Raw genomic sequence first — 21,913 nt, 5'->3', positions numbered from 1 at the left:
TTGTTTTGTTGCAGTGCGCGCCGCGCAAGGCGGTCAACGGCGAGATGACGATCAGCGCGCCAGGGCGCACAAGCGCGAGCCGGACGGGTTTCGGCAGCCGGCGAGGGCAGGGCCGGACGGCGCCGATTGTTACAAGACGTTAGCGCACGCATTCCGTTGCGATGCCGCGCATCAGTTCTTACAAACTTGAAATATGCGGAGACGGCCCTGGCAGTTATAGTCGAATCACACATGACACAACCAGAAGAGGAATCCATGAAGACCTTGCGTGTTGCCTCGCTCTTGACCGGTATGACGGCCTTGCTCGTGTCGGGCGCAGCAATGGCGGGAGTCAATGTCGGGATCAACGTCGGCGTGCCGGCACCGGTTTATGTCGCGCCGGCGCCCGTGTATGCGCCGCCGCCGCCGGTCATCTATCAGCCGGCGCCCGTGTATGCACCTGCGCCCGTCTATGCGCCGGCGCCGGCGATCGTGATCGGCTGGCACGGGGATCGCTACTGGGACGGCCGCCGCTACTGGGGCCGCGACGAGTGGTATCGCCACCATGGCCGCGGCTGGGGCGGCGATCGCGATCGTGGTCACTGGGATCATGGTCGCCACAACGGCTGGCGCTGATCGACACGCTGCGCCCGCGTGACGCGGGCGCGCCGTCCGTTCATGAAGGAACCGCCCGCGTGGCGGTTTTCTTTTGGCTCGAAGGATTGAATGGGTAGAATCGTCCCACGTTACTACCCTCATTCGACCGACAGGGCCTCTATGACGAAGGGTTCGCCCCGGGCCGCCATTGCGCGCGTCCGCTTCGGCGCGCTGCATGCCGCACGGGCCGCCGGCCGCGTTGCCGCGGTGTTTGCGATGCAGGCGGCGCTGGCCGCGACGGCCGCGCACGCAGCCTACGCGATTGCACAGTACGGCGAGCCGAAATATCCGCCGGGCTTCAAGCATTTCGACTACGTCAACCCCGATGCGCCGAAGGGTGGCACGCTCGTGCTCGCGAACCCGAGCCGGCTGACGTCGTTCGACAAGTTCAATCCGTTCACGATGCGCGGCAACCCCGCGCCGGGCATCGACAACCTGTTCGAGAGCCTGGCGACGGGCAGCTCGGACGAACCGGCATCCGCGTACGGGCTGCTTGCCGACGATATCGACATCGCGCCCGATCGCCGTTCGGTCACGTTCCACCTGAATCCTCGCGCACGCTTCTCGAACGGCGACGCCGTCACGGCCGACGACGTCAAGTTTTCGTTCGACACGCTGAAGAGCAAGCTGGCCGCGCCGCAGTTCGGCGCGTATTTCGCGGAGATCGTGAAGGCCGTGGTCGTCGACCCGGCCACCGTGCGCTTCGAGTTCCGCAGCGCGAATCGCGAGCTGCCGCTGATCGCCGGCGGCGTGCCCGTGTTCTCGCGCAAGTGGGGATTGCGCGCGGACGGCTCGCGCATCCCGTTCGACCAGCTCGCGTTCGAGCAGCCGATCGGCAGCGGCCCGTACCTGATCGAGCGCTACGACAACGGTCGCACGATCACCTACCGGCGCAACCCCGCGTACTGGGGCGCCGACCTGCCGGTGCGGGTCGGCACCCACAACTTCGAGCGGATCGTCTACAAGCTGTACGGCGACGGCGTCGCGAGGCTCGAGGCGTTCAAGGCCGGCGAATACGATGTGCTCGTCGAGTACATCGCGCGCAACTGGGCGCGGCGCGACGTCGGCAAGCGTTTCGACAGCGGCGAGCTCGTCAAGCGCGAATTCCGCCAGCACAACGGCGCGGGCATGCAGGGTTTCTTCATGAACCTGCGCCGGCCGCTGTTTCGCGACGTACGGGTGCGTCAGGCGCTCGATCTCGCGTTCGACTTCGAATGGCTGAACCGGCAGCTGTTCTACAGTGCCTACACGCGTCTCGACAGCTATTTCGCCGACACCGACCTGCAGGCGACCGGCACGCCGGGCGCAGGCGAGCTGAAGCTGCTGGAGCCGCTGCGTGCGCAGCTCGACCCGGCCGTGTTCGGCCCGATGGTCACGCAGCCGGACACGAACCCGCCGGGCTCGCTGCGCGCGAACCTGCTGAAGGCGCGCGCACTGCTCGCGCAGGCCGGCTGGACCTATCGCGACGGCGCGTTGCGCAACGCGAACGGCGAGCCGTTCACGTTCGAGATTCTCGACGATGCGGGCGCGGCGATGGAAGGTATTGTGACGGCCTACCAGCGCAATCTGGCGAAGCTCGGCATCGACGCACGCTTTCGCACGGCCGACTACGCGCTGCTGCAAAAGCGCCTCGATGCGTTCGACTACGACATGACGACGGTCCGCCTGCCGGGCGTGCAGGTGCCGGGCGCCGAGCAGTTCTCGCGTTACGGCAGCAAGTTCGCCGACGAACCGGGCTCCGACAACATCATCGGGCTGAAGTCGCCGGCCGTCGACGCGCTGCTGCACGCGCTCGGCACCGCGCAGTCGCGCGACGAGCTGCTCGACGCGACGCACGCGCTCGACCGCGTGCTGATGCACGGCTACTACGCGGTCCCGCAGTGGTACAGCACGACGCACCGGATCGCGTACAAGCGCACGCTCGCCTATCCGCAGACGCTGCCGCTGTACTATTCGGCCGAGGGCTGGGTCGTGTCGACCTGGTGGGCGAAGCCCGCTCACTGACCCGCGCCGGCCCTTCGTCCAACCCAGCCTACCGATCACGAGTCGACGCCCTATGTGGAGCTACATCCTCAAACGCCTGCTGCTGATGATCCCGACGCTCGTCGGCGTGCTGACCCTCACGTTCGCGGTGACCCAGTTCGTGCCGGGCGGCCCGGTCGAGCAGGCCGTGCAGGAGTTGCGCAAGGGCGCGACGGAGCAGGGCGCGGTGCCGTTCGGGATGCGTGCGCACACCGGCGTCGACGCGCAGCAGCTCGCGCAGCTCAAGGCGCTGTACGGTTTCGACAAGCCGCCGCTCGAGCGCTACTGGCTGATGCTGAAGCGCTTCGCGCGCTTCGATCTCGGCGACAGCTACTTCCGCCACCAGAGCGTGTGGTCGCTGATCGTGCAGAAGCTGCCCGTGTCGATCAGCATCGGGCTGTGGACGTTTTTCCTCACGTATCTCATATCGGTGCCGCTCGGCATCGCGAAGGCCGTGCGCAACGGTTCGCCGTTCGACGTCGCGACGAGCCTCGTCGTGCTCGTCGGCTATGCGATCCCGGGCTTCGTGCTCGGCGTGCTGCTGCTCGTGCTGTTCGGCGGCGGCTCGTTCTGGCAGCTCTTTCCGCTGCGCGGCCTCACGTCGGACAATTTCGCCGAGCTGTCGCTCGTCGGCAAGGTGCTCGACTACCTGTGGCACATCGCGCTGCCGATCACGGCGTCGGTCGTCGGCAGCTTCGCGGTCGTCACGATGCTCACGAAGAATGCGTTTCTCGACCAGATCCGCCGGCAATACGTGCTGACCGCGCGCGCGAAGGGGCTCTCCGAGCGCAGCGTGCTGTGGAAGCACGTGTTCCGCAATGCGATGCTGCCGCTGATCGTCGGTTTCCCGGCCGCGTTCATCGGCGCGTTCTTCACCGGCAGCCTGCTGATCGAGACGCTGTTCTCGCTCGACGGCCTGGGGCTGCTGTCGTACGAGTCGGTGGTGCGCCGCGATTACCCGGTCGTGCTAGGCACGCTGTACCTGTTCACGCTGATCGGGCTCGCGACCAAGCTGATTTCCGACCTCTGCTATGTGTGGGTCGATCCACGCATTCAATTCGACAACCTGGAGCGCTGACATGAAACCGTCCGTCTGCATGCCCGGCGTCACCGGGCGAGGCGCGCGATGAACCGGGCCGTCGTGTCGTCCCGCATCGACGTGGCGCGCGCGCACGTGTCGCCGTCGCCGGCGCGCCGCGTGTGGCAGCGCTTCCGGCGGCAGCGCCTCGGCTACTGGAGCTTCGTGATCTTCGTCGTCGCGTTCGCCGCGAGCCTTGCGGCGCCGCTTTGGTCGAACGACAAGCCGCTCGTCGTGCGCTACGACGGCCAATACTATTTCCCGCTGTTCCATGCGTACCCGGAGACGGCCTTCGGCGGCGATTTCCCGGCGCCGGCCGACTATCTCGATCCGTATGTGCGCAAGCGGCTCGAGGCGCCCGGCAACTTCGTCGTCTACCCGCCGAACCGCTATTACTACGACACGCTGAACTACTTCTCGAACGTGCCGAACCCGGCGCCGCCGTCGCGCCAGAACTGGCTCGGCACCGACGCGCAGGGGCGCGACCTGCTCGCGCGGCTCGTGTACGGGTTCCGCGTGTCGGTCGAGTTCGGGCTGATCCTGACCGTGATCGGCACGCTGCTCGGGATCGCCGCCGGCGCCGTGCAGGGCTTCTTCGGCGGACGCATCGACATCGTCGGGCAGCGGCTGATCGAGATCTGGAGTTCGCTGCCCGAGCTGTACCTGCTGATCATCTTCGCGTCGATCTTCGAGCCGAGCTTCCTGCTGCTGATCGTGCTGCTGTCGCTGTTCGGCTGGATCGGGCTGGCCGACTACGTGCGCGCGGAATTCCTGCGCAACCGCACGCAGGACTACGTGCGCGCGGCGCGCGCGATGGGGCTCACGAACTGGCAGATCATCTGGCGCCACGTGCTGCCGAACAGTCTCACGCCGGTGATCACGTTCCTGCCGTTCCGGATGAGCGGGGCGATCCTAGCGCTGACGAGCCTCGATTTCCTCGGGCTCGGCGTGCCGCCGCCGACGCCGAGCCTCGGCGAACTGCTCGCGCAGGGCAAGGGCAACCTCGACGCATGGTGGATCTCGCTGTCGACGTTCGGCGTGCTGGTCGCGACGCTGCTGCTGCTGACCTTCATGGGCGACGCGCTGCGCAATGCGCTCGACACGCGGATCGCCGATTCGATACGTGCGGCGGGAGGCCAGCGATGAGCGAAACGGTCGTATCGAGGCACGACGAGCCGCTGCTGTCGCTCGAACGTCTGCATGTGCGCTTCGGCGACACGGTCGCGGTGGACGACGTGACGCTCGCGATCGGCCGCGGCGAGCGCGTCGCGCTCGTCGGCGAGTCGGGGTCGGGCAAGAGCGTGACCGCGCTGTCGATCCTGCGGCTGCTGCACGACGCCGACGTGAGCGGCGCGATCCGCTTCGCGGGGCAGGACCTTTCGGCCAAGAGCGAGCGCGAGATGCGCGGGCTGCGCGGCTCGGACATCGCGATGATCTTCCAGGAGCCGATGACGGCGCTCAACCCGCTGTATACGATCGGTGTGCAGATCGGCGAGACGATCGTGCTGCACGACGGCGTATCGGCCGTCGAGGCGCGCAAGCGCGCGATCGCGCTGCTTGCGCGCACGGGCATCGCTGAACCCGACAAGCGCGTCGACAGCTACCCGCACCAGTTGTCGGGCGGCCAGCGGCAGCGCGCGATGATCGCGATGGCGCTCGCGTGCCGGCCGCGTCTGTTGCTCGCCGACGAGCCAACCACCGCGCTCGATGTGACGATCCGTGCGCAGATCGTCGACCTGCTGCTGGAACTGCAGCGCGAGGAGGCGGAAAAGCGCGGGATGGCGATCCTGCTGATCACGCACGACCTGAATCTGGTGCGCCACTTCGCCGACCGCGTCGCGGTGATGGAGCACGGCAGGCTCGTCGAGAGCGGGCCCGTCGAGCGGATCTTCGCGGAACCTGAGCATCCTTATACGCAGCGGCTGCTGAACAGCCGGCCGCAACGCACGGTCGCGCCGGTCATGCCGATCGCGCCCGTCGTGCTCGACGCGCGCCATGTGAGCGTGCAGTTCGCACGCAAGCGGCCCGGCTTCGCGGGCTGGTTCGGCACGGTGCCCGTGACGGCCGTCGCGGACGTGTCGGTGTCGGTGCGACAGGGCGAAACGCTCGGCATCGTCGGCGAATCGGGTTCCGGGAAATCGACGCTCGCGATGGCGCTGCTCGGGCTGCAGAAGACGGCCGGCGGCGAGATCGAATTCCAGGGGCGCGCGCTGTCGACCTATCGCGGCCGCGAACAGACCGCGCTGCGCTCGAACATGCAGGTCGTCTTTCAGGATCCGTTCAGTTCGCTTTCGCCGCGTCACACGATCGAACGGATCGTCGGCGAGGGACTCGAACTGCATCACCCGGAAATGACGCCCGATGCGCGTCGCGCGAAGTCACTCGCGGTGCTGCGCGAAGTCGGCCTCGACCGCACGGTATTGCACCGCTATCCGCACGAATTCTCGGGCGGGCAGCGCCAGCGGATCGCGATCGCGCGAGCGCTGGTGCTGGAGCCGCGCATCCTGATCCTCGACGAGCCGACTTCCGCGCTCGACGTGTCGATCCAGCAGCAGGTGCTGAAACTGCTCGCGAATTTGCAACAGAAATACAACCTCGGCTATGTATTCATCAGCCACGACCTGGAGGTGATCGGCGCGATGGCGCACCGCGTCGCGGTGATGCAGGACGGCGCCGTCGTCGAGTCGGGAGACGTCGCCGACATCTTCACCAGACCGTCACATCCTTACACACAAAAGCTGTTGAAAGCGGTCTGGAAAGCGTGATAGGCGTCCAATGGTCTGATCATCTCGATTGTATTTTTTAATTTGTTTTGACAAACGATTACGCGCTGGCTAGTATCGACCGAAATTTTCCGCCAATCAGCTGATTTTTAAGCACATTCCATCGACCAATGCAGCATCGATCCCTGACCCAGGCATGCGCGCGCACCATCGCCGGGCTGTTCATCGGCGCCCTGTTCTCAGCAGCTTCCGGCGCGTTCGCCGACGAAGTCAGCAGTTTTAACCAGAATGTCACGAATTCGACTCAAATCGGGTCGGGTTCTTCCCCCCAGCAGACCAGTGCCCAGCCGTCGGGCGGCGGCGCGAAGTCGTTCCTTGCCGGCATGGCGGGCAAGGCAGGCGACGTCGTCGTCGGCGCGCTGAACATGATCGGCGTGCGTTATCGCTGGGGCGGCAACTCGCCGGATTCGGGCCTCGACTGCAGCGGCTTCGTCCGCTACGTGTTCCAGGACACGCTCGGCATGTCGCTGCCGCGTCGCGCGGAAGAGATGAGCCGGGTCGGCGAGAAGGTGAGCATGAGTAACCTCAAGCCGGGCGATCTCGTGTTCTTCAACACGATGCGCCGCACGTTCTCGCACGTCGGCATCTATATCGGCGACAACAAGTTCGTGCATTCGCCGTCGACGGGCAGCACCGTTCGCGTCGACGATCTCGATAGCGGCTACTGGGAAAAGCGTTTCACCGGCGCGCGCCGGCTCGAGTCGGAGTTCCCGATGAAGGCCGAAGATCTGCGCCAGCGCGTGCGCGCGACGATCGGCGACGATTCGGCGAGCGGCAACAACTGACGTTCGCCGGTCAGCCGGACCGGATCGAAAAAACCCTGTCACCGAAAGGCGGCAGGGTTTTTTGTTTTGGGGCCGGCGCAGGCGACGACGCGGAAGTCGTTCCGCCGGTCGCGGGGCGGCGGCGCGTCCCGCGACCGGCGCGCTTCTTACGCGGCGGCCACGCCGCGCGCCGCCGCGAGCTTGCGCTGCAGTTCCGGCATGATGCGCGCGACCGCTTCCTCGCCTGCGAGAATCGCCGCGTTGCGCTGGTTGAAGTCGCTGCCGCCCATGGCCGCGAGGTTCGGGCGGACCACGACGTCCGCGTATTTGTCGAGCTCGTAGGTCTTGATCGTCTGGCCCATGATCGTGAAGGTCTGCAGCAGCATCTCGATCGGGTTGTTGGTCGCCGCGCCGTCCGGCCGGGCCGAGATGTCGACCGCGATCACGAAGCTCGCGCCCATCTTGCGCGCGTATGACGCGGGCACCGGGCTCACGAGGCCCCCGTCGACATATTCGCGGCTGCCGATCTTCACCGGTTCGAACACCGACGGCACGCTGCACGACGCACGCACCGCGAGCCCCGTGTTGCCTTGCTGGAACAGGATCGGCTGGCCGCTCTGCAGATCCGTCGCGACGATGCCGAGCGGCTTCGCCATCTTCTCGATCGGCCGGTTGTTGAGCGTCTTGTTCAGGAAGTTCTGCAGGGCGACACCCTGCAAGAGGCCGCGCGAGCGGAACGGCAGCGCCCAGTCGCTGATCGCCGCCTGGTCCATGTCGAGCGCGATCTTGTTGATCTGCAGCGCGCTCATGCCCGACGCATAGAGTGCGCCGACCACCGAGCCCGCGCTCGTGCCCGCGACGATCTCGATCGGGATGCCGCGCGCCTCGAGCGCCTTCAGCACGCCGATGTGCGAGAAGCCGCGCGCGGCGCCGCCGCCGAGCGCGATGCCGATCTTCACGGGCTTTTCGTTGGATGCGTTGTCGGGACGGGACTTGCCGCCGAACGACGTACAGGCGGCGAGGCTGGCGGACGCGCACGCGATCGTGAAATGGCGGCGCGACAGGCGAGGGGACGACATCGAATGGTTCTCCGGCGGCTTGGCGGCGGGTTACACGGCCCGCGGCGGCGATAGGTTCCGAGCGGCCGCGCGGCAGGTTCCGTGCGGCCGGCGCCGCGCCGGCTGGCGGCCGCGGCGCGCACATCATAAAGCAAGCGGTGCGCTTGGCGCGATGTCCGGCGCGAGTATAATTCCGGCTTCTTTCCCGTTCCGGGCGTCGCCGGCCCCGTTGTTGTCCGGGCTGCCGCCGTCGATCCCGCGTCGAATCATTCATGCGCCCCAGGCGTTCGAGTTACCGTTTATGACCCGTCCTGTCCGTACCCGCTTCGCGCCGAGTCCCACCGGCTTCATCCACCTCGGCAACATCCGCTCCGCACTCTATCCGTGGGCGTTCGCCCGCAAGATGAAGGGCACGTTCGTGCTGCGCATCGAGGATACCGACGTCGAGCGCTCGTCGCAGGAAGCGGTCGATGCGATCCTCGAGGGGATGCAATGGCTCGGCCTGGATTTCGATGAAGGCCCGATCTACCAGATGCAGCGGATGGACCGCTATCGCGAGGTGCTCGCGCAGATGCTCGAGAAGGGCCTCGCGTACCCGTGCTACATGTCGGCCGAGGAGCTCGACGCGCTGCGCGAACGCCAGCGCGAGGCCGGCCTGAAGCCTCGCTACGACGGCACGTGGCGCCCGGAGCCCGGCAAGGTGCTGCCCGAGCCGCCGGCAGGCGTGAAGCCCGTGCTGCGCTTCCGCAATCCGCTGACCGGCACGGTCGTGTGGGACGACGCCGTGAAGGGGCGCGTCGAGATCTCGAACGAAGAACTCGACGACCTCGTGATCGCGCGCCCGGACGGCACGCCGATCTACAACTTCTGCGTGGTGGTGGACGACATGGACATGGGCATCACGCACGTGATCCGTGGCGACGACCACGTGAACAACACGCCGCGCCAGATCAACATCCTGAATGCGCTCGGCGGCGAGGCGCCCGTCTATGCGCACCTGCCGACCGTGCTGAACGAGCAGGGCGAGAAGATGAGCAAGCGGCATGGCGCGATGAGCGTGATGGCGTATCGCGACGCAGGCTTCCTGCCCGAGGCGGTCGTCAACTATCTCGCGCGCCTCGGCTGGTCGCACGGCGACGCGGAGATCTTCTCGCGCGAGCAATTCGTCGAATGGTTCGATCTCGAGCATCTCGGCAAGTCGCCCGCGCAGTACGACCACAGCAAGCTGAGCTGGCTGAACGCGCATTACATCAAGGAAGCCGACAACGCGCGCCTCGCCGCGCTCGCGAAGCCGTTCCTCGACGCGCTCGGCATCGACGACGCGGCGCTCGCGACGGGCCCGGCGCTCGACGCCGTGGTCGGCCTGATGAAGGATCGCGCGACGACGGTCAAGGAGATCGCGGAAGGCGCCGCGATGTTCTACCGCGTGCCGGCACCGGAGGCCGATGCGATCGCGCAGCACGTGACCGATGCGGTGCGGCCGGCACTGGCCGATCTCGTCGTCGCGCTGAAGGCGGCCGACTGGACGAAAGACGCGGTGTCTGCCGCGCTGAAGGCGACGCTCGGCACGCACAAGCTGAAGATGCCGCAACTCGCGATGCCGGTGCGCCTGCTGGTGGCGGGTACGACGCACACGCCGTCGATCGATGCGGTGCTTGTGCTGTTCGGTCGCGACGTCGTGGTGTCGCGCATCGAGGCCGCGCTGGCCTGAGCTTCGTGCGTGAGCGAAGCTGTCTGCGCGTGAGATCGCGGCGGCTTCGCAAAAAATTTCGCTCGAATCGCAAAAAGGGTATTTACAAGTTCAAAATCGGTCCATATAATCTCATTTCTGTTCTGCAAGGGGGTATAGCTCAGCTGGGAGAGCGCTTGCATGGCATGCAAGAGGTCAGCGGTTCGATCCCGCTTACCTCCACCAACAGAACAAATTGGATTGGTTTGCGAAGCAGTAGTTGTAGTAATAAATGCTTCACAGAATGATCTAAAGCAGTTAGAATTCCGGCCTTCGCTGTTGATGAGAAGTGAATAGCGAAAGTCAGACAGATCTGAAAAGATTTTGTCCCCTTCGTCTAGAGGCCTAGGACATCACCCTTTCACGGTGAGTACAGGGGTTCGAATCCCCTAGGGGACGCCAGATTCAGCGGCGTTTCATAGAAGTGTCGCGAGGCTTGCAGGAACGTAACCGACGTCCTGCAGGTTGGGTAAGGAAGTTGGAGCGGTAGTTCAGTCGGTTAGAATACCGGCCTGTCACGCCGGGGGTCGCGGGTTCGAGTCCCGTCCGCTCCGCCAGAACGAAGCCCGTTCAAGACGTTTTTGAGCGGGCTTTTGTATTAAGGATGTAAGCAGTACGTTGTCCCCTTCGTCTAGAGGCCTAGGACATCACCCTTTCACGGTGAGTACAGGGGTTCGAATCCCCTAGGGGACGCCAGATTCAGCGGCGTTTCACAAGAAGTGCCGCAACGCTTGCAGGAACGTGAACGATGTCCTGCAAGTGGGGTGAAGAAAGCTGGAGCGGTAGTTCAGTTGGTTAGAATACCGGCCTGTCACGCCGGGGGTCGCGGGTTCGAGCCCCGTCCGCTCCGCCAGAACGAAGCCCGTTCAAAGAACGTTTTTGAATGGGCTTTTGTATTAAGGATGTAAGCAGTACGTTGTCCCCTTCGTCTAGAGGCCTAGGACATCACCCTTTCACGGTGAGTACAGGGGTTCGAATCCCCTAGGGGACGCCAGATTTCGGCGTCGTTCGAACAAACGATGCGCCGGCAGGAAGCAACCGACGCCTGCCAGGCAAGCAGCAAGACTGGAGCGGTAGTTCAGTCGGTTAGAATACCGGCCTGTCACGCCGGGGGTCGCGGGTTCGAGTCCCGTCCGCTCCGCCAAACAAACGAAAGTGCCCGCCTTGTGCGGGCATTTTCGTTTGTGCGTCCGGTTGTTGCGCCCGTTCTCGGGCGCGTGACCGCGGAGCGGAGGAAGCCGCCTGCGCGGCTTCCGGCGGGACTCGAAGGGCTGCGCTTGCAAGCGCAGCCGCGGCCTGCGGGATGTAGGCGAGTCCCGTCCGCTCCGCCAAAAAAATGAAGAAGCCCGCCTTGTGCGGGCTTTTTCGTTTGCGTTTCCGGTTGCGTCCGTCGTGCACCCTGATCCAGGAATCCGGCGCCGCGCCGCTACGAGAAATTCGCGATTGCATCCGCACGCGACTGCGCTATCGTGGCGGAATGCGTTCTTGACCCCTGCGCGATGCTCGATCCGACCGACCTGCGACTCCTGTATCAGCTCCGGCCCGCGGAGCCCGACGATTTCCCGTTTGCCGAAGCGCTGACGCACGGCAACATGGGCGGCTACTACAAGCGCCATGGGCTCGTGTGGCGCAGCGATCTGTTCTATGCGAGCTGGCGCGAATCCGAGAACTTCATCCTCGAGGCCGACGGCGAGCGTATCGGCGTGCTGCGCGTGACCGAGGAAGGCGATTCGCTGCATATCCGCGACGTCCAGATCGCGGCCGGCCATCGCGGGCAGGGCGCCGGCACCTATATGCTCGACATGTCGCACCGCTGGGCGCGTGCGCGGGGGCTGCACGAATTGCAGTTGCGCGTGTTCGTCGACAATCCCGCCGCGCGTCTCTACCGGCGCATGGGCTACCAGGTAGCCGGCTCGCGGCTCGCGCAACTCGGCTCGATCCGCCACATGGTGCGGCCGGTCTGAAGGTCTGACGATCCGGAGCGCCGCGCTCAGCGGACGGCGTCGATCGCGTCGTCGTCCGGCGATTCGTCGTCCGCGATGCGGCCTTCCGCGCCGCGGTGCTCGTAGCCGCGCAGCATGAACGCGCGCGGGCTTTCGCCGAATGCACGGCGGAACATCGCCGAGAACGCGCTCTGACTCTGGTAGCCGAGTTCGCGCGCGATATGCGACAGCGGGCGCCCCTGGTTCAGCAGCGGGATCGCCCGCGCCAGCAGCGCCTGCTGGCGCCACTGCGAAAAGCTCACGCCCAGTTCCTGCTTGAAGAGCCGCGAAATCGTGCGCGTGCTCGCGCCGACCTCGCTCGCCCAGTGTTCGAGCGATTCCGCGTGCGCCGGTTGCGCGAGTACCGATTCGCACAGCAGGCGTAGCCGTTTCTCGTCGGGCATCGGCACCGCAAGCGGCAACGGCTCGGCATGGCTCAGCTCGTCAAGCACGAGCCCGCACAGCAGGCGTTCGCGCGCGGTGCTCAGGTCGCGCGCATCGAGTGCGACGATCAGTTCGCGCAGCAATCCCGTCACTTCGACGACGCGGCACGCGTCGAGCCCGTCCGGCACGATCGATTCGTCGATATACAGCGTGCGCAAATACGCTTCCTCGACGATCACGACTTCGTGCGTCACACGCGGGGGCACCCAGATCGCGCGAGACGGCGGCACCATCCACGTCGTGCCGGTCGTCGCGACGCGCAGCACGCCGCGCGATGCGTACGCGAGCTGCGCCCACGCATGCGTGTGCAGCGGGATGCGGTGGCCGGCGTCGACTTGCCGCGCGCGCACGCGCATTGGATGGACGGCGGTCGGCGCGAATTCGGGCGGGATGTCGATGACGTCGTATGGGTTCGATACGTCGGCTTGAACGGGAGGATTCATGGACGGTTCCGGCGGCGCGGCGGCGATGCCGTTATTTTAGAAGGCGCCGCGCGAGCGCATGCGGCGGTTTGTCGGGCGATCATGCCGCTTTCAAATGAACTTTGTATGGGACCGGGCGAATTCGGCGCGGCTGCCCGAGGCCGCGCGTTTGCCGGTCAGAACCATCGGGCCGATCCGGTGGTCTATCGATGCGTGCGCAATTTCGCACGAATCGCGCGCGAACACGGCAACATACGAATCGAAGAGGAGAATCACGATGCGCTACGTATTCGTCTACGGCACCCTGAGAGCCGGAGAGACCAACGACATCGGCCATGCGGCCGCACGACACGGAATCGTCGCGCCGACGCTGCTTGGCGCGGTCGCGCTGCCGGGCGAGCTGTACGATTTCGGTGCGTATCCGGGGATGGTCGCCGAGCCGGCCGGCAAGTCGCTGGTCTGGGGCGACGTCTACGAGGTCGACGAGCAGCTCGTTCCCGTGCTCGACGAGATCGAGCGCGTTTATCCGGGCGTCGACACGCTGTTCAAGCCGGAAGAGGTGACCGTCGAACTCGGCGGCCGGCAGTACGCATGCCTGTATTACCCGGTCGCCGCGCATGCGGCAGCCGGGCGTCCGCGCATCGCGTCGGGAGACTGGGTCCAGCACCGGCGCGAGCGGGAAGTCGCCTGAGCGTCCGCGCGGCAGTCGGTTTCGCCGCAAAAGGAAAGCGCCCCACGGGGCGCTTTTTTCGTGCGGTCGTCGCGTGCGACCGGCGACGGCACGTGGCCGGCCGCCGATCGCAGCGAACCGCGTCGTCAGATTTCCTCGTACAGCGGCAGCGTCAGGAATTCGGTGAAGCCTTCCGACGTCGACATCTGCTCGAAGATCGCCGCGGCGCGCTCGTACGGCTGCGTGTTGCCGCCGACCGAACGCTTCACGTTGTCGAGCTCGACCTTCGTGTATTCGCGCACGAGGTCGGCCGTGACCTTGCGGCCGTCGTCGAGCACGCCCTTCGGCGAGCGGATCCACTGCCACACCTGCGAGCGGGAAATCTCGGCGGTGGCCGCGTCTTCCATCAGGTTGTGGATCGGCACGCAGCCGTTGCCGTCGAGCCACGCACCGAGGTAGTGGATGCCGACGTTGATGTTGTTGCGCAGGCCGGCTTCGGTGATCGGCGCTTCAGGCTGGAAGTCGAGCAGGTTCTTGCCTTCGACCTGCACGTCGTCGCGCTGCTTCGCGATCTGGTTCGGCTGGTCGCCGAGCACCTTGACGAATTCTTCCATCGCGATCGGCACGAGACCCGGGTGCGCAACCCAGCCGCCATCGTAGCCGTCGGTCGCGTCGCGCTGCTTGTCCGAGCGCACGCCGCCCATTGCCTTGTCGTTCGCTTCCGGATCGTTCTTGATCGGGATCAGCGCGCTCATCCCGCCGATCGCCGGCGCGTTGCGCTTGTGGCAGGTTTTCAGCAGCAGCAGCGCGTACGCGCGCATGAACGGCACGGTCATCGTGATCTTCGAACGGTCGGCGAGGCAGAAATCGCGGTCGTTCTTGAACTTCTTGATCGCCGAGAAGATGTAGTCCCAGCGGCCGGCGTTCAGGCCCGAGCTGTGCTCGCGCAGTTCGTACAGGATCTCGTCCATCTCGAACGCGGCGAGGATCGTCTCGATCAGCACGGTCGCGCGGATCGTGCCGCGCGGGATGCCGACCTGTTCCTGCGCGGCGACGAAGATGTCGTTCCACAGGCGCGCCTCGAGATGGCTTTCCATCTTCGGCAGGTAGAAGTACGGGCCCGAGCCGCGCGCGATCAGCTCCTTCGCGTTGTGGAACAGGAACAGCGCGAAATCGAAGATGCCGCCGGACACGCGCTGGCCGTCGACCGTCACGTGCTTCTCGTCGAGATGCCAGCCGCGCGGACGCACGATCAGCGTCGCGACCTTGTCGTTGAGCTTGTACGACTTGCCGTTCTGCTCGAGCGAGATCGTGCGGCGGATCGCGTCCTTCAGGTTGATCTGGCCGTCGATCTGGTTCGTCCAGCTCGGCGCGTTCGAATCCTCGAAGTCCGTCATGTACGAATCGGCGCCCGAGTTCAGCGCGTTGATGATCATCTTGCGCTCGACGGGGCCCGTGATCTCGACGCGGCGGCATTGCAGGTCGGCCGGCAGCGGCGCGACCTTCCAGTCGCCTTCGCGGATCGCCCTGGTATCGGCCAGGAAGTCCGGGCGCTCGCCCGCGTCGAGGCGTTTCGTGCGCTCGGCGCGCGCCTGCAGCAGCGCCTGGCGGCGCGGTTCGAACGCGCGGTGCAGCGCTGCGACGATTGCGAGCGCGTCGGGCGTCAGGATCGCTTCGTAACCCGGCTTGATTTCGCCGGTGATCGTCATGCCTTGCGGCAGCGTGATCGGGGTGCTCATGAGTCTCATCTCCTTGGTCGGTCAGTTGCGGTTTCGGTGAAAGGGGAAGGCGGCAGCTGCGAGCGTCATGCACCCGGGCCGGGGCGCGTGCGGTTTGCGTGTCTGCCGGCCGGAGCCGGGGTGGCGAGGAATGCGAGCAGGTCGGCCATGCCGGCGCCCGTGCCGTCGGGCGGTGCGCCGAGTTCCTCGGCGGGCGCGCCCGTGCGGTTGAGCCAGAACGTCGTGTAGCCGAACCACGCGGCGCCGGCGACGTCACACGCGTTCGACGACACGAACACGATGCTGCGCGGGTTCGGCCCGTACGCGGCGGTGCCAAGCGCGTAGACGGCCGGACTCGGCTTATAGGCGCGCACGGTGTCGGCCGACAGCACGCGATCGAACAGCCCGGACATGCCGGCGCTCTTGATCGCGATGTCGAGCATCTGCGGGTTGCCGTTCGACAGGATCGCGAGCGGCGGGCGCGGCTCGAGCGCGCGCAGCTTGCGCAGCGCGGGCACCGTATCGGGATAGGTGGACAGGCACGCGTATTCGTCCATCAGCCGTTTCTCGGCCGCGCTGTTCAGCGCGAGGCTGAGCGCGCGCGCGGCGAACCGCAGCGCGTCGAGCGTGATGTCCCGGAACGGGCGATAGCGGGTGCCGGCCGGATCGGCGAGCGTGCGCAGCTGCGAGTATTCGATTTGCTTGCGTCGCCACAGCTGCGACAACCGTTCCCCGCGACCGGGAAACATCTGCTCTGCCGCGGCCACGACCGCATGCACGTCGAACAACGTGCCGAATGCGTCGAAGAGGATTGCGTCGGGAGAGGAGAGTGTCGTTGTGGCCGACATAGCCTTGCGCTCCAGTTTCAGAGGTCGAGTCGATTCTATTCGTGATCGCAGATGCTAAAAAAGACGCTAATCATCACTTGATCTTTTACTTTCATATACATAATCTTGAGCGGCTTAAGCTATTTGAAGGGCGGCGGTGCCGTCCCTGCGAGTCATGGACCGGTTCAAACAGATCGAAACGTTCGCCGCGGTCGCGGCGAAAGGCAGCCTGTCGGCGGCCGCGCACGCGGAAGGCGTCGCGCCGGCGATCATCGGCCGCCGCCTCGACGCGCTCGAGGAGCGGCTCGGCGTCAAGCTGCTGGTGCGCACGACGCGCAAGCTCACGCTGACGTTCGAGGGGTCGGCATTCCTCGAGGATTGCCAGCGGATCATCAACGACATGCAGAACGCGGAGGCGAGCGTGTCCGCCGGCGGCGTCAAGGCGAGCGGCCACCTGCGCGTTTCCGCGCCGGCCGGCTTCGGCCGGCGGCACGTCGCGCCGCTCGTGCCCGAATTCAGCGTCGGGCATCCGGACGTGTCGGTCACGCTCGATCTGTCCGACCGGATGGTCGACCTCGTCAACGAGGGGTTCGATTGCGCGGTGCGGCTCGGCGAACTGCCGGACTCGTCGCTGGTGTCGCTGAAGCTCGGCGAGAATCGCCGCGTATGCGTCGCGTCGCCCGCGTATCTCGCGCGGCGCGGCACGCCGGCCACGCTCGCGGAACTCGCGCGGCACAACTGCCTCGCGCTTGCGGCGAACGCGAACCAGCAGCGCGGCTGGGCGTTCCAGGAGGACGACAAGGTCGTGTCGATCCGCGTGAACGGCACGATGGAATGCTCGGACGGCGCGGTGCTGCACGAATGGTGTCTCGCCGGCCACGGCCTGGCATGGCGCTCGTGGTGGGAGGTCGGCGACGACATCGCGGCCGGCCGGCTCGTCAGCGTGCTCGACGCGTTCGCCGCGCCGCCGATCGGCATCCACGCGGTGTTTCCGCAGCGCCGTCACCTGCCGCTGCGCGTGCGCCTGTTTCTCGATTACCTGAAGCACACGTACGAGCGGCCCGGTTATTGGGGCGAGTAGGCCGCGTATGCCCGCGCGTTTCCGATATGAGGGCGAACCCGCTGCCGGTGCCGGTTGCGCGGTTTCGCACACTACAATCGTAGGAGACATGACCGACGCGTGGCGGCCGGCTCGGACGGGATCGCGGCGCGCGGAGTGCGATTGACGAAGGAGGGCGCGATGTTCCGGCACATCCTCGTTCCAACCGACGGTTCCGAACTGTCGCAAAAGGCGATCGACGGCGCGATCGACCTGGCTCGCGCGGTCGGCGCGCGCGTGACGGCCTACGCGTGCCTGCCGCAGTATCCATACTCGCCGTTTTCCGAAGTGATCATCGAGCCGCCCGCCGATTTCCGGGCGCGCAGCGAGCGCGAGGCGCGCGCGCACCTCGACGAGGTCGAATCGGCCGCGAAGGAGGCCGGCGTCGTCTGCGACACGTGGACCAGCGTGCATCCGTCGCCGTATCTCGGCATCATCGAGGCGGCCGAACGCGGCGGCTGCGACGTGATCTTCATGGCGTCCCACGGACGCCGCGGGCTCGGCAGCCTGCTGATCGGCAGCGAGACGCAGCGTGTGCTGACCCATACGAAAATTCCGGTGATCGTCTATCGGTAGGGCGGTGCCTGCTGTTGTGGCCGCGCGGGCGGCAGCAGGTTCGGCACCGTAAAAAAAGGGCGCGCCGGACGAAAGCCGGCGCGCGTCGTTGCTGGCGGCCCGCGGGCCGCGCGGCTGGTCGCGCGATCTGCATCGCGCGCCTGCCGTCTCCTCCCTGATTTTGTTCTGTTGCCGGTGTCGCGCCGCTTGCGCGCGTTACGCGACCTTCTTGCCGTCGAAGAACTGTTCGTCTTCGGTCGAGCCGTGCAGCGCGGTCGTCGAAGCTTCGCGCTCGACCGTCTGCGTCACCGCGTCGAAGTAGCCGGTGCCGACTTCACGCTGGTGCTTGACGGCCGTGAAGCCCTTGTCGGCGGCCGCGAACTCGGCCTGCTGCAGTTCGACGAATGCGCTCATCTGCGTGCGGGCATAGCCGTGCGCGAGGTTGAACATCGAGTAGTTCAGCGCATGGAAGCCGGCCAGCGTGATGAACTGGAACTTGTAGCCCATCGCGCCGAGTTCCTTCTGGAACTTCGCGATCGTCGCGTCGTCGAGGTTCTTCTTCCAGTTGAACGACGGCGAGCAGTTGTACGACAGCAGCTTGCCCGGGAACTGCTTGTGGATCGCTTCCGCGAACTTCTTCGCGTACTCGAGATCCGGCTTGCCGGTTTCGCACCAGATCAGGTCGGCATGCGGTGCGTACGCGAGACCGCGCGAGATCGCCTGCTCGAGGCCCGGCTTCGTGCGGAAGAAACCTTCCACCGTGCGCTCGCCCGTCAGGAACGGCTTGTCGTTGTCGTCGACGTCGGACGTGATCAGGTCGGCCGCTTCCGCGTCGGTACGTGCGACCAGCACGGTCGGCGTACCCATCACGTCGGCCGCGAGACGCGCAGCCGACAGCTTCGCGACGGCTTCGCGCGTCGGCACGAGCACCTTGCCGCCCATGTGGCCGCACTTCTTCACCGACGCGAGCTGGTCCTCGAAGTGAACGCCCGATGCGCCTGCCTCGATCATCGCCTTCATCAGTTCGAATGCGTTCAGCACGCCGCCGAAACCGGCTTCCGCGTCGGCCACGATCGGCGCGAAGAAGTCGACATAGCCTTCGTCGCCCGGGCTCTTGCCTTCCGACCACTGGATCTGGTCGGCGCGCGTCAGCGTGTTGTTGATGCGCTTCACGACGAGCGGCACCGAATTCGCCGGGTACAGCGACTGATCCGGGTACATTTCGCCCGCGACGTTCGCGTCGCCGGCCACTTGCCAGCCGGACAGGTAGATGGCCTTCAGGCCGGCCTTCACCTGCTGCATCGCCTGGTTGCCGGTCAGCGCGCCGAGTGCGTTGACGAACGGCTCGTTGTTGACGAGGCTCCACAGCTTTTCCGCACCGCGCTTGGCCAGCGTGTGCTCGATCGGGATCGAGCCGCGCAGGCGGACCACGTCCTCGGCCGAGTAGCCGCGCTTGATGCCTTTCCAGCGCGGATCGGTTTCCCATTGCTTTTGCAGTTCCTGTGCCTGTTGCTGACGCGACATGATGAGCTCCTTGATGCGGTGTGTTGCCTAATGGGTCGAATCTGACGATGGGGATGCTGTTCTCGAAGCGGGAAGCGGTGCGTTCCGTTTCGTGAAGTCTTGTATAAGAGTCTAGGCAAATCGACGGGAGCGAAACAGCGGCTGTCTCAGAAAGTGCGTAAATTTTTAGTTGTTTTAAATCATATGCTTGGATTCTTAATTTCAGGATAAGAAATGCTTTTTTCCATCCCGCAATCGTCTGGGTTGTGCCACGCAGCATGATTTTTTACGACGCAAAAAAATTTTTCGCATCGTGAAATTTGCGGCGGGACGAAAAAAAACCGGCGCAGGTGCGCCGGTCGGCTGGATTGATGGGGCGGCCAGCGGCCGCCCATGCGTGCTTACGACGCGGAACTGCCGCGGCGCGGGCCGCTGCTGCGCTGGCCGTCGCGACGCGGGCCGCCGTCGCGGCTGCCGCCCGGCTTGCCGCTCCAGCCGCCGCCATTGCCGCCGCCGTAGCTGCGGCCGTTGCCGCCATGACCGCCGCCCGGCTTGCCGCCGAAACGCCGGCCGCCGCCGTTACCGCCGCCCGGACGGCCGCGGCCGCCGTTGCCGCCGCGCGGGGGCGCCGACTTGCGCGGCTCGAAACCTTCGATCACGTTGACCGGCAGCGGCGAGCGCACGAAGCGCTCGATGCGCTTGAGCGCGCCCTGTTCGGCGTGGTGCACGAGGCTCACCGCCGTACCCGAACGGCCCGCACGGCCCGTACGGCCGATACGGTGCACGTAGTCTTCCGCGAACTTCGGCAGGTCGTAGTTGAACACGTGCGTGATGCCCGGGATGTCGATGCCGCGTGCCGCGACGTCGGTCGCGACCAGCACGCGCACGCGGCGCTCGCGCAGCGCACGGATCGTGCGATTACGCGCGCCCTGCGGCAGGTCGCCGTGCAGCGCGGCCGATTCGAAGCCTGCGTCGGCGAGACGGCCGGCGAGCTGGTCGGCGTCGATCTTGGTTGCCGTGAAGATGATCGCCTGGTCGAGCGCGTCGTCGCGCAGCAGGTGATCGAGCAGGCGATCCTTGTGATCGCGGTCGTCGACGTAGTGCACGGTCTGCGCGATGTTCGCGCGCGACTCGAGGCGCTGCTGGATCTCGATGCGCTCGGGGTCCTTCAGCAGGCGGCCCGTCAGCGAACCGATCTTGCCGTCGAGCGTGGCCGAGAACAGCATCGTCTGGCGCGACGCGGGCGTCGCGGCAACGATCGTTTCGATATCGTCGATGAAGCCCATGTCGAGCATGCGGTCGGCTTCGTCGAGCACGAGCATCTTCAGCTCGGACAGGTCGATACGGCCGCGCTCGAGGTGGTCGAGCAGGCGGCCCGGCGTGGCGACCAGGATTTCGGGGTTCTTCGCGAGCAGCATCAACTGCTGGCCGTAGGCGACGCCGCCGAGGATGCTGACCGTGCGCAGGCGCTTCAGGTGCTTGCCGTAGGTCGATGCGGCCGTGGTGACCTGCATCGCGAGTTCGCGGGTCGGCGTCAGCACGAGCAGGCCCGGGCGCGCGACGGGTTGCGGGCGGCGCACGCGGCGGTCGCCCTGGTTCGGTTCGCGCGGCGCGCGCGGTTGCTGCGCCAGCGTCTTCTGGAGCTGCGCGAAACGTTCGATCGCGGGCAGCATGAATGCGGCCGTCTTGCCCGAACCGGTCGGGCTCGACACCAGCAGGTCGCGGCCGGCGATGCCGGCCGGAATCGCGCGCTGCTGGACCGGCGTCGGCTTCACATAGCCGGCGGCCTGCAGCGCGGAGACGATCTCCGGCGACAACCCGAGCGACGCGAAGCTCGGCTCGTCCGACGCCGGTTCGACCGCGGCCGGTGCGGCGGCGTCGTCGAGACCGAGCGCCTGGTCGGCGATCGCGTTGAGCGGGCTGGAGTTGATGCTCGAAGTCATAACAATCCTTGAAACACAGTGGGTGAAACGTCGGCGCCAATCGCGCATACCCAAGTCGTCGGATTCAGCGAGCAAATCGGGAAACGGGTGCAATCCGCCGAACAGTCGGCGGATGAGGCATTAGAAGCTGTTTTGGGTGCGGCGCGCTTCAGGAGCGGGGCCGCCAGCCTGATAAGTGACGACCGCGAGGGTCGAAGCAGGAGGGGACAGGTTCTAAACCGGATTGGAGCTTAACGCTACGAGGCGTCGGGCCGGAACGGCATGCGAGCCGAGCGCGGAGGTGACGCAGGCCGCATTATAAAGAGATTTGCTGCGCTGCGCCACTGATTTGATTGCCTATTGCGACCGGCGTGGTTCGGTCAGGAAGCCGTGCCGTTTTTCAGCGATTCGACGAGTTCGATGTACTGCTGCTTCGCGGCATCCTGCGACGTGCCCTTCAGTGCATCCCATGCGTCGTACTTGTATTTGCCGACGATGTCGGTGAAGCCCGGCTTGTCGCCGTGGGCATCGCCGTCGGTCGCCTGCTTGAAGAGCGCGTACAGGCGCAGCAGGGTCAGGTTGCCCGGCCGTTCCGTCAGTTGCTTGACGTCGATCTGGGCCTGGTCGAATTGGGCGGTGAGTTCGCTCATCGGGTGTCTCCGTAAGGGTTTCAGGTCGGGCGATCTTAACAAGCGGACCGC

19 protein-coding genes and 7 tRNA genes are annotated in these 21,913 nt (G+C 65.9%); 18 read left to right on the top strand and 8 right to left on the bottom strand.

What is annotated here, in order from left to right; all coding sequences use genetic code 11:
- Window positions 1-255 precede the first annotated feature (255 nt).
- From FPJ27_RS29680 to FPJ27_RS29655, 6 genes are all read left to right on the top strand, one after another.
- Window positions 256-615, top strand: a complete 360-nt coding sequence (locus FPJ27_RS29680; RefSeq protein WP_072437056.1) for a hypothetical protein — start codon at window positions 256-258, stop codon at window positions 613-615.
- Between the two features lie 141 nt (window positions 616-756).
- Window positions 757-2,640 carry an extracellular solute-binding protein gene (locus FPJ27_RS29675; protein WP_204423717.1) on the top strand — a complete coding sequence of 628 codons (1,884 nt, stop codon included), beginning with the start codon at window positions 757-759 and terminating at the stop codon, window positions 2,638-2,640.
- A 52-nt stretch (window positions 2,641-2,692) separates the two neighbouring features.
- A complete protein-coding gene (locus FPJ27_RS29670) occupies window positions 2,693-3,736 on the top strand; it encodes an ABC transporter permease subunit (protein ID WP_072437058.1) in 1,044 nt (347 codons plus the stop codon).
- Window positions 3,737-3,784: 48 nt separating this feature from the next.
- The gene (locus FPJ27_RS29665) at window positions 3,785-4,882 is read left to right on the top strand and encodes an ABC transporter permease (RefSeq protein ID WP_072437059.1); all 1,098 of its coding nucleotides are present in this window, start codon (window positions 3,785-3,787) and stop codon (window positions 4,880-4,882) included.
- The gene (locus FPJ27_RS29660) at window positions 4,879-6,501 is read left to right on the top strand and encodes a dipeptide ABC transporter ATP-binding protein (RefSeq protein ID WP_204423715.1); all 1,623 of its coding nucleotides are present in this window, start codon (window positions 4,879-4,881) and stop codon (window positions 6,499-6,501) included. The genes FPJ27_RS29665 and FPJ27_RS29660 overlap by 4 nt, the downstream gene beginning before the upstream one ends.
- Before the next feature lie 128 nt (window positions 6,502-6,629).
- Window positions 6,630-7,304 (top strand): C40 family peptidase, encoded by a 675-nt coding sequence (locus tag FPJ27_RS29655; RefSeq protein WP_204423713.1) that lies wholly within the window; start codon window positions 6,630-6,632, stop codon window positions 7,302-7,304.
- 146 nt (window positions 7,305-7,450) lie between these two features.
- On the opposite strand, the gene FPJ27_RS29650 is transcribed toward FPJ27_RS29655, so the two are convergent.
- A complete protein-coding gene (locus FPJ27_RS29650) occupies window positions 7,451-8,362 on the bottom strand; it encodes a patatin-like phospholipase family protein (protein ID WP_072437062.1) in 912 nt (303 codons plus the stop codon).
- Between the two features lie 280 nt (window positions 8,363-8,642).
- Here FPJ27_RS29650 and gltX point away from each other — a divergent pair, with 280 nt between their 5' ends.
- The 9 genes from gltX (at window position 8,643) to FPJ27_RS29605 (ending at window position 12,034) form a co-directional block, all read left to right on the top strand.
- On the top strand, window positions 8,643-10,052 hold the full coding sequence (gltX, locus tag FPJ27_RS29645) for a glutamate--tRNA ligase (RefSeq protein ID WP_204423711.1): 1,410 nt from the start codon (window positions 8,643-8,645) through the stop codon (window positions 10,050-10,052).
- Between the two features lie 128 nt (window positions 10,053-10,180).
- Window positions 10,181-10,256, top strand: a tRNA-Ala gene (locus FPJ27_RS29640).
- Between the two features lie 140 nt (window positions 10,257-10,396).
- Window positions 10,397-10,472, top strand: a tRNA-Glu gene (locus FPJ27_RS29635).
- Window positions 10,473-10,550: 78 nt separating this feature from the next.
- Window positions 10,551-10,627: transfer RNA gene (locus tag FPJ27_RS29630), tRNA-Asp, on the top strand.
- A 63-nt stretch (window positions 10,628-10,690) separates the two neighbouring features.
- Window positions 10,691-10,766: transfer RNA gene (locus tag FPJ27_RS29625), tRNA-Glu, on the top strand.
- An 80-nt stretch (window positions 10,767-10,846) separates the two neighbouring features.
- A tRNA-Asp gene (locus tag FPJ27_RS29620) sits at window positions 10,847-10,923 on the top strand.
- A gap of 65 nt (window positions 10,924-10,988) precedes the next feature.
- Window positions 10,989-11,064 (top strand) — tRNA-Glu (locus FPJ27_RS29615).
- A 73-nt stretch (window positions 11,065-11,137) separates the two neighbouring features.
- Window positions 11,138-11,214, top strand: a tRNA-Asp gene (locus FPJ27_RS29610).
- Window positions 11,215-11,569: 355 nt separating this feature from the next.
- On the top strand, window positions 11,570-12,034 hold the full coding sequence (locus tag FPJ27_RS29605) for a GNAT family N-acetyltransferase (RefSeq protein WP_072437064.1): 465 nt from the start codon (window positions 11,570-11,572) through the stop codon (window positions 12,032-12,034).
- A 26-nt stretch (window positions 12,035-12,060) separates the two neighbouring features.
- Here the strand turns inward: FPJ27_RS29605 and FPJ27_RS29600 are convergent, their stop codons facing one another.
- Together FPJ27_RS29600 and FPJ27_RS29595 are read right to left on the bottom strand one after the other, a co-directional pair.
- Window positions 12,061-12,939, bottom strand: coding sequence for a helix-turn-helix transcriptional regulator (locus FPJ27_RS29600; protein ID WP_204423708.1), 879 nt, complete (start codon window positions 12,937-12,939; stop codon window positions 12,061-12,063).
- Between the two features lie 90 nt (window positions 12,940-13,029).
- Window positions 13,030-13,194: a hypothetical protein gene (locus FPJ27_RS29595; RefSeq protein ID WP_177318345.1), complete on the bottom strand. Its 165-nt coding sequence runs from the start codon at window positions 13,192-13,194 to the stop codon at window positions 13,030-13,032.
- A 1-nt stretch (window position 13,195) separates the two neighbouring features.
- Between FPJ27_RS29595 and FPJ27_RS29590 the strand changes: the two genes are divergently transcribed.
- Window positions 13,196-13,609, top strand: a complete 414-nt coding sequence (locus FPJ27_RS29590; RefSeq protein WP_204423705.1) for a gamma-glutamylcyclotransferase family protein — start codon at window positions 13,196-13,198, stop codon at window positions 13,607-13,609.
- Between the two features lie 125 nt (window positions 13,610-13,734).
- Here the strand turns inward: FPJ27_RS29590 and aceB are convergent, their stop codons facing one another.
- Window positions 13,735-15,327, bottom strand: a complete 1,593-nt coding sequence (gene aceB, locus FPJ27_RS29585; RefSeq protein ID WP_072437252.1) for a malate synthase A — start codon at window positions 15,325-15,327, stop codon at window positions 13,735-13,737.
- A gap of 65 nt (window positions 15,328-15,392) precedes the next feature.
- Window positions 15,393-16,154, bottom strand: a complete 762-nt coding sequence (locus FPJ27_RS29580; RefSeq protein WP_204423703.1) for a haloacid dehalogenase type II — start codon at window positions 16,152-16,154, stop codon at window positions 15,393-15,395.
- Between the two features lie 154 nt (window positions 16,155-16,308).
- Between FPJ27_RS29580 and FPJ27_RS29575 the strand changes: the two genes are divergently transcribed.
- On the top strand, window positions 16,309-17,214 hold the full coding sequence (locus tag FPJ27_RS29575) for a LysR family transcriptional regulator (protein WP_204423699.1): 906 nt from the start codon (window positions 16,309-16,311) through the stop codon (window positions 17,212-17,214).
- A gap of 159 nt (window positions 17,215-17,373) precedes the next feature.
- Window positions 17,374-17,808 (top strand): universal stress protein, encoded by a 435-nt coding sequence (locus tag FPJ27_RS29570; RefSeq protein ID WP_072437253.1) that lies wholly within the window; start codon window positions 17,374-17,376, stop codon window positions 17,806-17,808.
- A gap of 195 nt (window positions 17,809-18,003) precedes the next feature.
- Here the strand turns inward: FPJ27_RS29570 and aceA are convergent, their stop codons facing one another.
- The 3 genes from aceA to FPJ27_RS29555 all read right to left on the bottom strand — a co-directional run bounded on the left by aceA (window position 18,004) and on the right by FPJ27_RS29555 (window position 21,862).
- On the bottom strand, window positions 18,004-19,311 hold the full coding sequence (gene aceA / locus FPJ27_RS29565; protein WP_204423696.1) for an isocitrate lyase: 1,308 nt from the start codon (window positions 19,309-19,311) through the stop codon (window positions 18,004-18,006).
- 380 nt (window positions 19,312-19,691) lie between these two features.
- Complete coding sequence (locus FPJ27_RS29560) at window positions 19,692-21,233, bottom strand: DEAD/DEAH box helicase (RefSeq protein ID WP_072437071.1); 1,542 nt, start codon at window positions 21,231-21,233, stop codon at window positions 19,692-19,694.
- Between the two features lie 359 nt (window positions 21,234-21,592).
- Window positions 21,593-21,862 carry an acyl-CoA-binding protein gene (locus tag FPJ27_RS29555; protein ID WP_011352486.1) on the bottom strand — a complete coding sequence of 90 codons (270 nt, stop codon included), beginning with the start codon at window positions 21,860-21,862 and terminating at the stop codon, window positions 21,593-21,595.
- Window positions 21,863-21,913 lie beyond the last annotated feature (51 nt).

Source organism: Burkholderia sp. MS455 (genome assembly GCF_016899445.1).
Lineage (GTDB): Bacteria > Pseudomonadota > Gammaproteobacteria > Burkholderiales > Burkholderiaceae > Burkholderia > Burkholderia pyrrocinia_C.
Note: the sequence above shows the minus strand (reverse complement) of the source record. Positions and strands in the feature narration are given on the sequence as shown.